The following is a 14,599-nucleotide window of genomic DNA, read 5'->3' on the forward strand; positions in this document are numbered from 1 at the left end:
AACCCAACGTTAACCAAGAAGCTGCATATGGCACAACAAGTACAACTCACCGCAACGGTGGCCGAATCTCAACTCGGTCAACGGTTAGATCAGGCTTTGGCCGAATTGTTCCCTGATTATTCAAGATCTCGCATAAAAGATTGGATCCTTGAAGACAGGGTCACGGTCAATGGCAAAAAAGTGACCAAACCAAAAGAAAAAGTGTTGGGTGGCGAGGCTATCGCAATCGATGCGCAAATTGAAGAAGAAGCGCGTTGGCTGCCACAAGATATCGCTTTAGATATCGTGTATGAAGATACTGATATTTTAGTCATCAATAAACCCCGCGATTTAGTTGTTCATCCGGGTGCAGGGAATCCCGATGGAACAGTGCTCAATGCATTGCTTCATTATTACCCTGCAATCATCGACGTTCCGCGCTGTGGCATCGTTCACCGTCTCGATAAAGATACGACCGGTCTGATGGTGGTCGCGAAGTCGGTTCCGGCACAAACGCATCTGGTGACGGCACTTCAGGCTCGCGAAATCACCCGCGAATATGAAGCCGTCGCGATTGGTACAATGACGGCAGGCGGCACAGTGAATGAGCCGATTGCGCGCCATTCCACCAAGCGTACGCACATGGCAGTCCATCCGACAGGCAAACCGGCCACTACGCACTATCGCATCATGGAGCATTTCCGTGCTCATACGCGTCTGCGTCTGCGCCTGGAGTCCGGACGTACGCACCAGATCCGCGTACATATGGCTCACATCAACCATCCTTTGTTAGGCGATCAGCTTTATGGTGGTCGTCCGCGCCTGCCAAAAGGTGCCTCCGAGTCGTTCATTAATATGCTGCGCGGATTCGATCGTCAGGCTCTTCACGCGACTATGCTGCGTCTTTATCATCCGGTCACCGGTATCCAGATGGAATGGCATGCACCGCTTCCTCAGGATATGGTCGATCTGATTAATGCGCTGAAAGCCGATACTGAAGAGTTCAAGGATCAGATGAACTGGTAATGAGTACGCTTATCCAGCCTCAATGGCCGCAACCGGCATCGGTGCGGTCATGTGCAACAACCCGCCAGGGAGGCATCAGTTTGCCTCCTTACGGCTCGCTCAATCTCGGCGGACATGTCGGAGATCACCCTGAACATGTCGCGGCGAATCGTCAGCGTCTGGTCGAACTCGGTGGATTGCCGTCTGCGCCACATTGGCTGGAGCAGGTTCATGGCACCGATGTTGTTAACCTGACGCATCAAACGCCTTCACTTCCTGCTTTAGTTGCCGATGCGGCTTATACCTGTGAACCGGGCGTAGTGTGCGCCGCAATGACAGCTGACTGCCTGCCGGTCCTTTTCTGTAATCATGCCGGTGATGAAGTAGCAGCTGCGCATGCGGGCTGGCGTGGATTGTACGCAGGTGTGCTGGAAAATACGGTATCCCGTTTTGCATCATCTCCTGACAAGATAATGGCGTGGCTAGGGCCAGCTATCGGGCCGTCGCAGTTTGAAGTCGGGGGCGAAGTACGTGAAGCCTTTATGGCTTTTGACTCCGCATCATCGGCCGCATTTGTGCCTGCGGGTGAGAAATTCATGGCGGATATTTTCCTGCTTGCCCGGCTACGGCTACAGGCTGCGGGCGTCACGGCTATTTATGGTGGCGAGTATTGTACCGTGTCAGATAGTACCCAATTTTACTCTTACCGGCGCGACGGAATTACCGGGCGGCTGGCAAGTTTAATTTGGCTGATATAACCTGTCGAATCAAGACGATCCATCGCGCATAGCAGCTGTCCTCCGAATATACTGCCAAGATAACCTTGAAAACGTGAGGGTTGACCTCATCTAATCTCCAGTAGCAATTTTGTTCAGTATTGGAGGTGTTATGCGTCTGGATCGTCTTACCAGCAAATTCCAGCTTGCCCTCGCGGATGCTCAGTCTCTCGCGCTCGGGCGCGACAATCAATTTATCGAACCCGTCCATCTCATGAGTGCTTTGCTCACTCAGGAAGGCGGAACCGTGCGTCCTTTATTAACAGCAGCCGGGGTTGATACCCAGAAACTGCGCACGGATGTTGATCAGGCTTTGGGGCGTCTGCCGCAAGTTGAAGGTACCGGTGGTGATGTTCAACCATCCCACGAACTGGTACGTGTTTTAAATCTTTGTGACAAATTGGCGCAGCAACGCGCTGATACCTTTATTTCCTCAGAACTCTTCGTTCTGGCCGTCATGAAAGACCGTGGCTCTTTGACTGATATGTTGAAAGCCTGCGGCGCAACGGCCGAGAAGATTACTGCGGCTATCGATCAAATGCGTGGAGGTGAGAAAGTGGATGATCAGAATGCCGAAGACCAACGTCAGGCATTGAAGAAATTCACTATCGATCTGACCGAGCGTGCCGAACAGGGCAAACTGGACCCGGTCATCGGTCGTGATGAAGAAATTCGCCGGACTATTCAGGTATTGCAACGCCGTACCAAGAATAACCCGGTGCTGATTGGTGAGCCTGGTGTCGGTAAAACCGCCATTGCGGAAGGCCTGGCACAGCGCATCATTAATGGTGAAGTCCCGGAAGGGCTGAAAAACAAACGCGTGTTGTCCCTGGATATGGGCGCGTTAGTCGCCGGGGCGAAATATCGCGGTGAATTTGAAGAACGTCTGAAAGGCCTGTTGAGCGATCTGGCAAAACAGGAAGGGAACGTCATTCTGTTCATCGATGAATTGCACACAATGGTCGGTGCAGGTAAAGCGGACGGTGCGATGGATGCCGGTAACATGCTGAAACCAGCGCTGGCGCGTGGTGAACTTCACTGTGTAGGTGCCACGACGTTAAATGAGTATCGCCAGTTCATTGAAAAGGATGCGGCGTTAGAGCGTCGTTTCCAGAAAGTGTTTGTGGCCGAACCTTCAGTCGAAGACACCATTGCGATTTTGCGTGGGCTGAAAGAACGCTACGAGCTGCATCACCATGTGCAAATTACCGATCCGGCGATCGTTGCGGCGGCAACTTTGTCGCACCGCTACATCTCGGATCGTCAGTTGCCGGATAAAGCAATTGACCTGATAGATGAAGCGGCGTCCAGTATTCGTATGCAGATGGACTCTAAACCTGAGTCTCTGGATCGTCTCGACCGCCGTATCATCCAGCTTAAACTGGAACAGCAGGCGCTGAAGAAAGAGTCTGACGATGCCAGTGTTAAACGCCTTGAAATGCTGGAAACCGAACTGAGCCAGAAAGAACGTGAATATTCTGAGCTTGAAGAAGAATGGAAAGCTGAAAAAGCGTCACTGACTGGTACGCAGAATATTAAAGCCGAACTTGAGCAGGCCAAAATTACGCTTGAGCAGGCTCGACGTGTTGGTGACCTGGGCCGGATGTCAGAATTGCAGTACGGGAAAATTCCTGAGCTGGAAAAACAGCTGGCTGCGGCGACCCAGGCCGAAGGCAAAACCATGAAGCTGCTGCGCAACCGTGTAACAGATGTGGAAATCGCCGACGTACTGGCGCGCTGGACCGGGATTCCGGTGGCACGCATGCTGGAAAGTGAACGTGAAAAACTGCTGCGGATGGAAGAAGAGCTGCATAACCGGGTGATCGGTCAGAACGAAGCGGTGGAAGCGGTATCGAATGCTATCCGTCGTAGCCGTGCCGGGTTGTCAGATCCAAACCGTCCGATCGGGTCATTCCTGTTCCTCGGGCCGACCGGTGTCGGTAAAACGGAACTGTGTAAGGCGTTGGCGACATTCCTGTTTAACAGTGATGACGCGATGGTCCGTATCGATATGTCAGAGTTTATGGAGAAACACTCAGTTTCACGTCTTGTCGGTGCGCCTCCGGGATATGTCGGTTATGAAGAAGGTGGCTACCTGACGGAAGCTGTTCGTCGCCGTCCTTATTCCGTCATCTTATTAGATGAAGTGGAAAAGGCGCACCCGGATGTCTTCAACATCTTATTACAGGTGTTGGACGATGGTCGTCTGACCGACGGGCAGGGCAGAACGGTCGACTTCCGTAATACGGTAGTAATCATGACGTCTAACCTGGGTTCCGACATTATCCAGCAGCATTTTGGCGAAGCCAGCTATGCGCAGATGAAAGAATCCGTCATGGAAGTGGTGACACACAGCTTCCGTCCGGAATTCATCAACCGTATAGATGAAGTAGTTGTGTTCCATCCACTGGGTCATGCGCATATCAAGAATATCGCGAAGATTCAGCTGGAGCGTTTGTATAAACGTCTGGAAGAACACGGCTATTCAGCAACGCTGACTGATGCCGCGCTTGAACTGCTTGGCAATACCGGGTTTGACCCTGTTTATGGTGCGCGTCCGTTGAAACGTGCCATCCAGCAGGAGATTGAAAACCCGCTGGCGCAGCAAATCTTGTCAGGTAAGCTGATTCCAGGTAAGCCAATTACTGTTGATGTAGAAGATGATCACATTGTCGCTAGACAGTAATCAGTAGGTTAAAAGCCAATTACGGGCTCTAAAGCGATTTGGAGCCCGTTTTTTATTCATTCATTGAGCGTAATTAACGCATTCGATGTTTTTCTGAACGGTTGATAAAATAATTGAAATTAGGGGTTGCGGCCTGCTGAGAACTCCCTATAATGCCGCTCCATCGACAGGGAACAACGTGAACAACATCACGAAGTSACCGGGTCGGAAAGATTAAAAACAGCGGCAACCGGATAAAATAAACGGTTGACACTGAATGAGGAAAGCGTAATATACGCCACCTCGAGTTAGCAAGCGAAAGCGCGTAACTCACTGCTCTTTAACAATTTATCAGACAATCTGTGTGGGCACTCACAAGACGATATCAGCCACCTCGGTGGCAAAAAATATCAAGTCTTAGAGTGACCAAGCAGTAATTCATTTAGTTGAATTATTACGAAAGTAAACTTTGAGCACCGCTTAACTTGTTTAAGCAAATCGAACTTTTAATTGAAGAGTTTGATCATGGCTCAGATTGAACGCTGGCGGCAGGCCTAACACATGCAAGTCGAGCGGTAGCACAGGAGAGCTTGCTCTCTGGGTGACGAGCGGCGGACGGGTGAGTAATGTCTGGGAAACTGCCTGATGGAGGGGGATAACTACTGGAAACGGTAGCTAATACCGCATGAYGTCGCAAGACCAAAGTGGGGGACCTTCGGGCCTCACGCCATCGGATGTGCCCAGATGGGATTAGCTAGTAGGTGAGGTAATGGCTCACCTAGGCGACGATCCCTAGCTGGTCTGAGAGGATGACCAGCCACACTGGAACTGAGACACGGTCCAGACTCCTACGGGAGGCAGCAGTGGGGAATATTGCACAATGGGCGCAAGCCTGATGCAGCCATGCCGCGTGTGTGAAGAAGGCCTTAGGGTTGTAAAGCACTTTCAGCGAGGAGGAAGGGTAGTGTGTTAATAGCACATTGCATTGACGTTACTCGCAGAAGAAGCACCGGCTAACTCCGTGCCAGCAGCCGCGGTAATACGGAGGGTGCAAGCGTTAATCGGAATTACTGGGCGTAAAGCGCACGCAGGCGGTTTGTTAAGTCAGATGTGAAATCCCCGAGCTTAACTTGGGAACTGCATTTGAAACTGGCAAGCTAGAGTCTTGTAGAGGGGGGTAGAATTCCAGGTGTAGCGGTGAAATGCGTAGAGATCTGGAGGAATACCGGTGGCGAAGGCGGCCCCCTGGACAAAGACTGACGCTCAGGTGCGAAAGCGTGGGGAGCAAACAGGATTAGATACCCTGGTAGTCCACGCTGTAAACGATGTCGACTTGGAGGTTGTGCCCTTGAGGCGTGGCTTCCGGAGCTAACGCGTTAAGTCGACCGCCTGGGGAGTACGGCCGCAAGGTTAAAACTCAAATGAATTGACGGGGGCCCGCACAAGCGGTGGAGCATGTGGTTTAATTCGATGCAACGCGAAGAACCTTACCTACTCTTGACATCCAGAGAATTCGCTAGAGATAGCTTAGTGCCTTCGGGAACTCTGAGACAGGTGCTGCATGGCTGTCGTCAGCTCGTGTTGTGAAATGTTGGGTTAAGTCCCGCAACGAGCGCAACCCTTATCCTTTGTTGCCAGCGAGTAATGTCGGGAACTCAAAGGAGACTGCCGGTGATAAACCGGAGGAAGGTGGGGATGACGTCAAGTCATCATGGCCCTTACGAGTAGGGCTACACACGTGCTACAATGGCATATACAAAGAGAAGCGAACTCGCGAGAGCAAGCGGACCTCATAAAGTATGTCGTAGTCCGGATTGGAGTCTGCAACTCGACTCCATGAAGTCGGAATCGCTAGTAATCGTAGATCAGAATGCTACGGTGAATACGTTCCCGGGCCTTGTACACACCGCCCGTCACACCATGGGAGTGGGTTGCAAAAGAAGTAGGTAGCTTAACCTTCGGGAGGGCGCTTACCACTTTGTGATTCATGACTGGGGTGAAGTCGTAACAAGGTAACCGTAGGGGAACCTGCGGTTGGATCACCTCCTTACCTCAAGATACGCATTGTGCAGTGTCCACACAGATTGTCTGATGAAATTAATGAGCAAGAGCACCTGTTGATGCGGTAAGGGCAACCTTACGCTGATGCGAAAAGTGCCACACCGTTATGCGGTCTGGTGCGGATTTTTCGTGTCCCCATCGTCTAGAGGCCTAGGACACTGCCCTTTCACGGCTGTAACAGGGGTTCGAATCCCCTTGGGGACGCCACTCCGATAATGTGTGAAAGACATTATCAACGAATATCTTAAAGATGACTTTAACGAGTCGTGTTTAAGATATTGCTCTTTAACAATCTGGAACAAGCTGAAAAATTGAAAGTTTACAGCTGAACATCACTCTCCGTAGAAGTAYTGAGTGATGATTAGTCTGTAACAGAGTCTCTCAAATAATCGCAGCGCGATGATGTCTTTAAGACACCTTCGGGTTGTGAGGTTAAGCGACTAAGCGTACACGGTGGATGCCTAGGCAGTCAGAGGCGATGAAGGGCGTGCTAATCTGCGAAAAGCGTCGGTAAGGTGATATGAACCGTTATACCCGACGATACCCGAATGGGGAAACCCAGTGTGTTTCGACACATTATCATTACATGAATACATAGTGTAATGAGGCGAACCGGGGGAACTGAAACATCTAAGTACCCCGAGGAAAAGAAATCAACCGAGATTCCCCCAGTAGCGGCGAGCGAACGGGGAAGAGCCCAGAACCTGAATCAGKKTGTGTGTTAGTGGAAGCGTCTGGAAAGTCGCACAGTATAGGGTGATAGTCCCGTACACAAAAATGCAYASRTTGTGAGTTCGATGAGTAGGGCGGGACACGTGACATCCTGTCTGAATATGGGGGGACCATCCTCCAAGGCTAAATACTCCTGACTGACCGATAGTGAACCAGTACCGTGAGGGAAAGGCGAAAAGAACCCCGGCGAGGGGAGTGAAATAGAACCTGAAACCGTGTACGTACAAGCAGTGGGAGCCTCCTTTGTGGGGTGACTGCGTACCTTTTGTATAATGGGTCAGCGACTTATATTTTGTAGCAAGGTTAACCGTATAGGGGAGCCGTAGGGAAACCGAGTCTTAACTGGGCGTCAAGTTGCAAGGTATAGACCCGAAACCCGGTGATCTAGCCATGGGCAGGTTGAAGGTTGGGTAACACTAACTGGAGGACCGAACCGACTAATGTTGAAAAATTAGCGGATGACTTGTGGCTGGGGGTGAAAGGCCAATCAAACCGGGAGATAGCTGGTTCTCCCCGAAAGCTATTTAGGTAGCGCCTCGTGAACTCATCTTCGGGGGTAGAGCACTGTTTCGACTAGGGGGCCATCCCGGCTTACCAACTCGATGCAAACTACGAATACCGAAGAATGTTATCACGGGAGACACACGGCGGGTGCTAACGTCCGTCGTGAAGAGGGAAACAACCCAGACCGCCAGCTAAGGTCCCAAAGTCATGGTTAAGTGGGAAACGATGTGGGAAGGCATAGACAGCCAGGATGTTGGCTTAGAAGCAGCCATCATTTAAAGAAAGCGTAATAGCTCACTGGTCGAGTCGGCCTGCGCGGAAGATGTAACGGGGCTAAACCATGCACCGAAGCTGCGGCAGCGACGCTTATGCGTTGTTGGGTAGGGGAGCGTTCTGTAAGCCGTCGAAGGTGGTCTGTGAGGGCTGCTGGAGGTATCAGAAGTGCGAATGCTGACATAAGTAACGATAATGCGGGTGAAAAACCCGCACGCCGGAAGACCAAGGGTTCCTGTCCAACGTTAATCGGGGCAGGGTGAGTCGACCCCTAAGGCGAGGCTGAAAAGCGTAGTCGATGGGAAGCTGGTTAATATTCCAGCACTTGGTGTTACTGCGAAGGGGGGACGGAGAAGGCTAGGCTAGCCGGGCGACGGTTGTCCCGGTTCAAGCGTGTAGGGGTGTAGTCCTGGTAAATCCGGATTACTTTAACCCTGAGGCGTGATAACGAGCCACTACGGTGGTGAAGTAGTTGATGCCATGCTTCCAGGAAAAGCCTCTAAGCTCCAGGTAACACGAAATCGTACCCCAAACCGACACAGGTGGTCAGGTAGAGAATACTCAGGCGCTTGAGAGAACTCGGGTGAAGGAACTAGGCAAAATGGTGCCGTAACTTCGGGAGAAGGCACGCTGGCGCGTAGGTGAAGGGACTTGCTCCCGGAGCTGAAGCCAGTCGAAGATACCAGCTGGCTGCAACTGTTTAATAAAAACACAGCACTGTGCAAACACGAAAGTGGACGTATACGGTGTGACGCCTGCCCGGTGCCGGAAGGTTAATTGATGGGGTTATCCGCAAGGAGAAGCTCTTGATCGAAGCCCCGGTAAACGGCGGCCGTAACTATAACGGTCCTAAGGTAGCGAAATTCCTTGTCGGGTAAGTTCCGACCTGCACGAATGGCGTAATGATGGCCAGGCTGTCTCCACCCGAGACTCAGTGAAATTGAACTCGCTGTGAAGATGCAGTGTACCCGCGGCAAGACGGAAAGACCCCGTGAACCTTTACTATAGCTTGACACTGAACATTGAGCCTTGATGTGTAGGATAGGTGGGAGGCTTTGAAGCGTGGACGCCAGTCTGCGTGGAGCCAACCTTGAAATACCACCCTTTAATGTTTGATGTTCTAACTCGGCCCCGTGATCCGGGGTGAGGACAGTGTCTGGTGGGTAGTTTGACTGGGGCGGTCTCCTCCTAAAGAGTAACGGAGGAGCACGAAGGTTAGCTAATCACGGTCGGACATCGTGAGGTTAGTGCAATGGCATAAGCTAGCTTGACTGCGAGAGTGACGGCTCGAGCAGGTACGAAAGTAGGTCATAGTGATCCGGTGGTTCTGAATGGAAGGGCCATCGCTCAACGGATAAAAGGTACTCCGGGGATAACAGGCTGATACCGCCCAAGAGTTCATATCGACGGCGGTGTTTGGCACCTCGATGTCGGCTCATCACATCCTGGGGCTGAAGTAGGTCCCAAGGGTACGGCTGTTCGCCGTTTAAAGTGGTACGCGAGCTGGGTTTAGAACGTCGTGAGACAGTTCGGTCCCTATCTGCCGTGGGCGTTGGAAGATTGAGAGGGGCTGCTCCTAGTACGAGAGGACCGGAGTGGACGCATCACTGGTGTTCGGGTTGTCATGCCAATGGCATTGCCCGGTAGCTAAATGCGGAAAAGATAAGCGCTGAAAGCATCTAAGCGCGAAACTTGCCTCGAGATGAGTCTTCCCTGTGGCTTTAAGCCACCTGAAGGGACGTTTAAGACTAAGACGTTGATAGGCTGGGTGTGTAAGTGCAGCGATGCATTGAGCTAACCAGTACTAATGACCCGAGAGGCTTAACCTTACAACACCAAAGGTGTTTTGTATTGGCTCTGTGATAAACGTAGATTTTTCAGCTGATTGTTCCGAGATTGGTTCGTAGTGCAAGCCTGAGGTAGGGTGAGCGTTATGAATGAAACAGAATTTGCCTGGCGGCAGTAGCGCGGTGGTCCCACCTGACCCCATGCCGAACTCAGAAGTGAAACGCCGTAGCGCCGATGGTAGTGTGGGGTCTCCCCATGCGAGAGTAGGGAACTGCCAGGCATCAAACAAGTGGAAAGCCCTGTACTGACGTACAGGGCTTTTTGCTATGGAGAATTTGGGGAGATTCTCAGCCACACCCCCTGTTCTTGCCCTTTTTATCACTCATTGCTTTGCGTTTTCTCTGTTATATAACCAGATCGTCTAATTTAATAACCGAAGCTGAAACATTTTCACTTACCGTTTGCAGACTCGACATCTTAGATAAAAACCGCTATCTTCGGCTATCTAGAAGTCTAAACGTATAAATGGATGTAGTGAGGAAGTAGCTATGCCGATCCGGGTTCCAGATGAGTTACCAGCCGTAAATTTCCTGCGCAATGAGAATGTGTTTGTGATGACTTCATCACGTGCAAAAACTCAGGAAATTCGTCCTTTGAAAGTGCTGGTACTCAACCTGATGCCAAAAAAAATTGAGACCGAAAATCAGTTTTTACGGCTGCTTTCTAACTCCCCTTTACAGATTGATGTGCAGCTTTTGCGCATTGATAGCCGTGAATCTAAAAACACCCCGGCTGAACACCTGAATAACTTTTACTGTGATTTCGAAGACATCCAGCATGACAACTATGATGGCCTGATTGTCACCGGCGCTCCTTTGGGCTTAGTGGATTTCTGTGATGTTGCCTACTGGCCAGAGATAGAGCGCGTTATCCACTGGGCGAAAGAACATGTCACGTCGACATTGTTCGTGTGTTGGGCGGTGCAGGCTGCGTTGAATGTGCTTTATGATTTGCCGAAGATGACGCGCGAAACCAAGCTTTCAGGCGTTTATCCTCACCAGACATCACAGCCGCTGGCTTTGCTGACCCGTGGATTTGATGAAACATTCCTGGCTCCTCATTCGCGCTACGCTGATTTTCCTGCGGACATCCTGCGTCAGCATACCGATCTTAATATTTTCGCTGAATCTGACGAGGCTGGTGCCTATTTGTTCGCAACGAAAGATAAGCGTATGGCCTTCGTTACCGGTCATCCGGAATATGATGCCGGTACGCTGGCCGGAGAATATCTACGTGATGTCGCAGCCGGTTTATCGCCTGAAATGCCTTATAATTACTTCCCGCAAGATAATGCAGAGCTATCGCCTAAAGCGACCTGGCGTAGTCACGGGCATCTGCTGTTTACCAACTGGCTTAACTACTATGTTTATCAGATCACGCCATTCGATCTGCGCCAGATGAACCCAACCCTGGAATAATTCCCTTCATGATTTGCAGACGATCCCTACGCGATCGTCTGCTTCTGTTTGCCTCTAACGTCTTCCTCGCAACTGACTACCCAATCCTCAATCCCAAAAAAATCGAAATGGGTTCTTGTTTTCTGATATTTTTTTACGTTTCTATCTCACTGATTAATAGATATTAATTCATTAAATAAAAATAAAATGGAAATCGTTTTTGATTTTATGTAAATCCTGATTACGCTTAAATCTATCGGGCAATAAATGACCATCGATAAATCCCCACAGGGTCTTTCCCGGTATCGCTGGTTTATTTTCTACCGTATCAGCATCTGCTTAGTGAGGCGGTCTGGCAGATTTAAGTCGAAAAATCAGGAGAGTTAGCGATGTCAGAGCAAATTACGCGCAGTCAGCTTGGTTTTACACGCCGTTTTGGTGAAAACGAAACACATATTCTGACTGAAGAAGCAGTGGATTTCTTGTCTGAGCTGGTCGTGCGCTTTACCCCGCTGCGTAACCGCTTACTGACAGAACGTGTCGCAGTGCAGAGAAAAATTGATGACGGTACTTTACCTAATTTCATTTCGGAAACTGATTCCATAAAAAAATCACAGTGGACGATTCGGGGTATTCCGGAAGATTTAAGAGATCGCCGCGTAGAAATCACCGGACCCGTAGAACGCAAAATGGTTATTAATGCGCTTAATGCCAATGTGAAAGTCTTTATGGCGGATTTTGAAGATTCCCTGGCTCCTGACTGGCAAAAAGTCATCGAAGGGCAGATCAACTTACGTGATGCGGTTAACGGTACGATAAGTTACACCAATGACTCAGGCAAAATTTACCAGCTCAAACCTGATCCAGCCGTGTTGATCTGCCGCGTCCGTGGCCTGCACTTGCCCGAAAAACATGTGACCTGGCAGGGGGAAGCCGTTCCCGGTTCATTGTTTGATTTTGCTATGTATTTCTTCCATAACCATCGCGCGTTACTGGCAAAAGGCAGCGGCCCTTATTTCTATCTGCCAAAAATGCAGTCTTATCAGGAAGCGGACTGGTGGAGTCAGGTCTTCAGCTTTGCGGAGGACTACGCCGGATTATCCCGTGGCACCATCAAAGCCACCGTTCTGATTGAAACTCTGCCTGCCGTATTCCAGATGGACGAAATTCTTTACCACCTGCGCGACCATATCGTCGGGCTGAATTGTGGCCGCTGGGATTACATCTTCAGCTATATCAAAACGTTGAAGAATCATGCTGACCGCGTTTTGCCCGATCGCCAGTCAGTTACCATGACGCAGCCATTCCTCAACGCGTATTCACGGCTTCTCATCAAAACCTGCCACCGCCGCGGCGCATTTGCGATGGGGGGAATGGCGGCATTTATCCCGAGCAAAGATGTTAAACGCAACGAATGGGTGCTGAACAAGGTAAGAACGGACAAAGAGCTGGAAGCGACCAACGGGCATGACGGCACCTGGATAGCACATCCGGGGCTGGCTGATACCGTACTGGAAGTCTTCGATAAAGCACTCGGTTCCCGCTCCAATCAGCTGGACGTATTACGCGAAGACGATGCCGATATTACGGCGGCACAACTGCTGGAGCCTTGTTCCGGCGAACGTACTGAAGAGGGTATGCGCGCCAATATCCGCGTCGCCGTGCAGTACATCGAAGCGTGGATCTCCGGTAATGGCTGCGTACCTATTTACGGGCTGATGGAAGATGCCGCTACCGCCGAGATTTCCCGAACCTCAATCTGGCAATGGATCCATCACGGTAAAACGCTCAGCGACGGTCAGCTGGTCACCAAGCCTTTGTTCCGCCGCATGCTGAATGAAGAAATGCTGGTGATCCAACAGGAGTTAGGTGAACAGCGTTTCAGCGCCGGGCGCTTCACACAGGCCGCCACATTAATGGAAAAAATTACCACGCAGGATGAGTTAATCGACTTCCTGACCCTGCCGGGCTATCAGCTGCTGGCCTGATTCTTCTTACCCTACACATAAAAAGACCGGAGTATTTGCCATGAAAACAACTCGTACTCAGCAAATTCAGCAGCTTGAAGAAACCTGGAATCAGCCACGCTGGAAGGGGATTACCCGCCCTTATACGGCCGCCGAAGTCATCAGCCTGCGCGGCTCGGTGAACCCGGAATGTACTCTGGCTCAGCACGGCGCTGCCCGTCTGTGGAATTTACTGCACGGCGCGTCCCGTAAGGGATATGTGAATTGCCTGGGGGCGCTCACCGGCGGGCAGGCCTTGCAGCAGGCAAAAGCCGGGATTGAGGCGATTTATTTGTCTGGCTGGCAGGTTGCCGCCGATGCGAATACCGCATCCAGTATGTATCCCGATCAGTCGTTATATCCGGTGAATTCTGTACCGGAAGTGGTGGCCCGTATTAACAATACCTTCCGCCGTGCAGATCAGATTCAATGGGCAAATAATATTGAACCGGGTCAGCAAGGCTATACCGATTATTTCCTGCCGATAGTTGCCGACGCAGAGGCTGGTTTTGGCGGCGTGCTGAATGCGTTTGAACTGATGAAATCAATGATTGAAGCCGGTGCGGCAGCGGTGCATTTCGAGGACCAGCTTGCTGCGGTGAAAAAATGCGGACACATGGGAGGCAAGGTGCTGGTACCCACTCAGGAGGCAGTTCAAAAGCTGGTGTCTGCCCGTCTGGCTGCTGATGTACTTGGCGTGCCGACATTGCTGGTGGCCCGTACCGACGCCGACGCCGCTGATTTGCTGACATCCGATTGCGATCCTTATGATAGCCAGTTCATTACCGGCGAGAGAACGCATGAAGGTTTTTACCGCACACACGCCGGCATTGAACAGGCGATCAGCCGCGGGCTGGCTTACGCGCCGTATGCTGACGTTGTCTGGTGCGAAACATCGACGCCGGATTTGAAACTTGCACAGCGTTTTGCTGAGGCGATTCACGCGAAATTCCCGGGCAAATTGCTGGCCTATAACTGCTCACCGTCGTTTAACTGGAAGAAGAATCTGGATGATAAAACGATTGCCAGCTTCCAGGATCAGCTGGCGGCGATGGGCTATCAGTACCAGTTCATCACGCTGGCGGGCATCCACAGTATGTGGTTCAACATGTTCGATCTTGCTCATGCGTATGCGCAGGGCGAGGGGATGAAACATTACGTCGAAAAAGTGCAGGAACCTGAATTTGCGGCGATTGGCCGCGGATACACTTTTGCTTCACATCAGCAGGAAGTGGGCACCGGGTATTTCGACAAAGTGACGAACATCATTCAGGGCGGGCGCTCATCGGTAACCGCGTTAACCGGTTCGACCGAAGAACAGCAATTCTCCCCGACATCCCACTGATCTGACCC

The 14,599-nt window shown here is 51.1% G+C and carries 6 protein-coding genes, 1 tRNA gene and 3 rRNA genes; all 10 read left to right on the forward strand.

Translation table 11 applies throughout. The annotated features are described in order from the left end of the window. The first annotated feature begins 27 nt into the window (after window positions 1-27). The 10 genes from rluD to aceA all read left to right on the forward strand — a co-directional run bounded on the left by rluD (window position 28) and on the right by aceA (window position 14,591). Complete coding sequence (rluD, locus tag KWG64_RS09715; RefSeq protein WP_152323970.1) at window positions 28-1,005, forward strand: 23S rRNA pseudouridine(1911/1915/1917) synthase RluD; 978 nt, start codon at window positions 28-30, stop codon at window positions 1,003-1,005. After that, window positions 1,005-1,742 (forward strand): purine nucleoside phosphorylase YfiH, encoded by a 738-nt coding sequence (gene yfiH, locus KWG64_RS09720; protein WP_218521789.1) that lies wholly within the window; start codon window positions 1,005-1,007, stop codon window positions 1,740-1,742. Before rluD ends, yfiH begins: the two co-directional genes overlap by 1 nt. A 130-nt stretch (window positions 1,743-1,872) precedes the next feature. After that, window positions 1,873-4,446: an ATP-dependent chaperone ClpB gene (clpB, locus tag KWG64_RS09725; protein WP_218521790.1), complete on the forward strand. Its 2,574-nt coding sequence runs from the start codon at window positions 1,873-1,875 to the stop codon at window positions 4,444-4,446. A gap of 486 nt (window positions 4,447-4,932) precedes the next feature. Further along, window positions 4,933-6,475 (forward strand): 16S ribosomal RNA (locus KWG64_RS09730). A 142-nt stretch (window positions 6,476-6,617) separates the two neighbouring features. Continuing rightward, window positions 6,618-6,693: transfer RNA gene (locus KWG64_RS09735), tRNA-Glu, on the forward strand. 223 nt (window positions 6,694-6,916) lie between these two features. Next, window positions 6,917-9,824 (forward strand): 23S ribosomal RNA (locus tag KWG64_RS09740). Window positions 9,825-9,947: 123 nt separating this feature from the next. Next, window positions 9,948-10,063: ribosomal RNA gene (gene rrf, locus KWG64_RS09745) — 5S ribosomal RNA — on the forward strand. Together the 16S, 23S and 5S rRNA genes with 1 tRNA gene alongside form the textbook arrangement of a ribosomal RNA operon. Before the next feature lie 268 nt (window positions 10,064-10,331). Next, the gene (metA, locus tag KWG64_RS09750; RefSeq protein WP_218521791.1) at window positions 10,332-11,261 is read left to right on the forward strand and encodes a homoserine O-succinyltransferase; all 930 of its coding nucleotides are present in this window, start codon (window positions 10,332-10,334) and stop codon (window positions 11,259-11,261) included. Window positions 11,262-11,629: 368 nt separating this feature from the next. Next, a complete protein-coding gene (gene aceB / locus KWG64_RS09755; protein WP_218521792.1) occupies window positions 11,630-13,228 on the forward strand; it encodes a malate synthase A in 1,599 nt (532 codons plus the stop codon). A gap of 40 nt (window positions 13,229-13,268) precedes the next feature. Continuing rightward, a complete protein-coding gene (gene aceA, locus KWG64_RS09760) occupies window positions 13,269-14,591 on the forward strand; it encodes an isocitrate lyase (RefSeq protein WP_195816345.1) in 1,323 nt (440 codons plus the stop codon). Window positions 14,592-14,599 lie beyond the last annotated feature (8 nt).

This window comes from Rahnella sp. PD12R (genome assembly GCF_019200965.1).
GTDB classification, from domain to species: domain Bacteria; phylum Pseudomonadota; class Gammaproteobacteria; order Enterobacterales; family Enterobacteriaceae; genus Rahnella; species Rahnella laticis.

Coding starts and splice junctions, on each gene's coding strand:
- rluD (WP_152323970.1), top strand. CDS start 28: ATGGCACAACAAGTACAACTCACCGCAACGGTGGCCGAATCTCAACTC.
- yfiH (WP_218521789.1), top strand. CDS start 1,005: ATGAGTACGCTTATCCAGCCTCAATGGCCGCAACCGGCATCGGTGCGG.
- clpB (WP_218521790.1), top strand. CDS start 1,873: ATGCGTCTGGATCGTCTTACCAGCAAATTCCAGCTTGCCCTCGCGGAT.
- metA (WP_218521791.1), top strand. CDS start 10,332: ATGCCGATCCGGGTTCCAGATGAGTTACCAGCCGTAAATTTCCTGCGC.
- aceB (WP_218521792.1), top strand. CDS start 11,630: ATGTCAGAGCAAATTACGCGCAGTCAGCTTGGTTTTACACGCCGTTTT.
- aceA (WP_195816345.1), top strand. CDS start 13,269: ATGAAAACAACTCGTACTCAGCAAATTCAGCAGCTTGAAGAAACCTGG.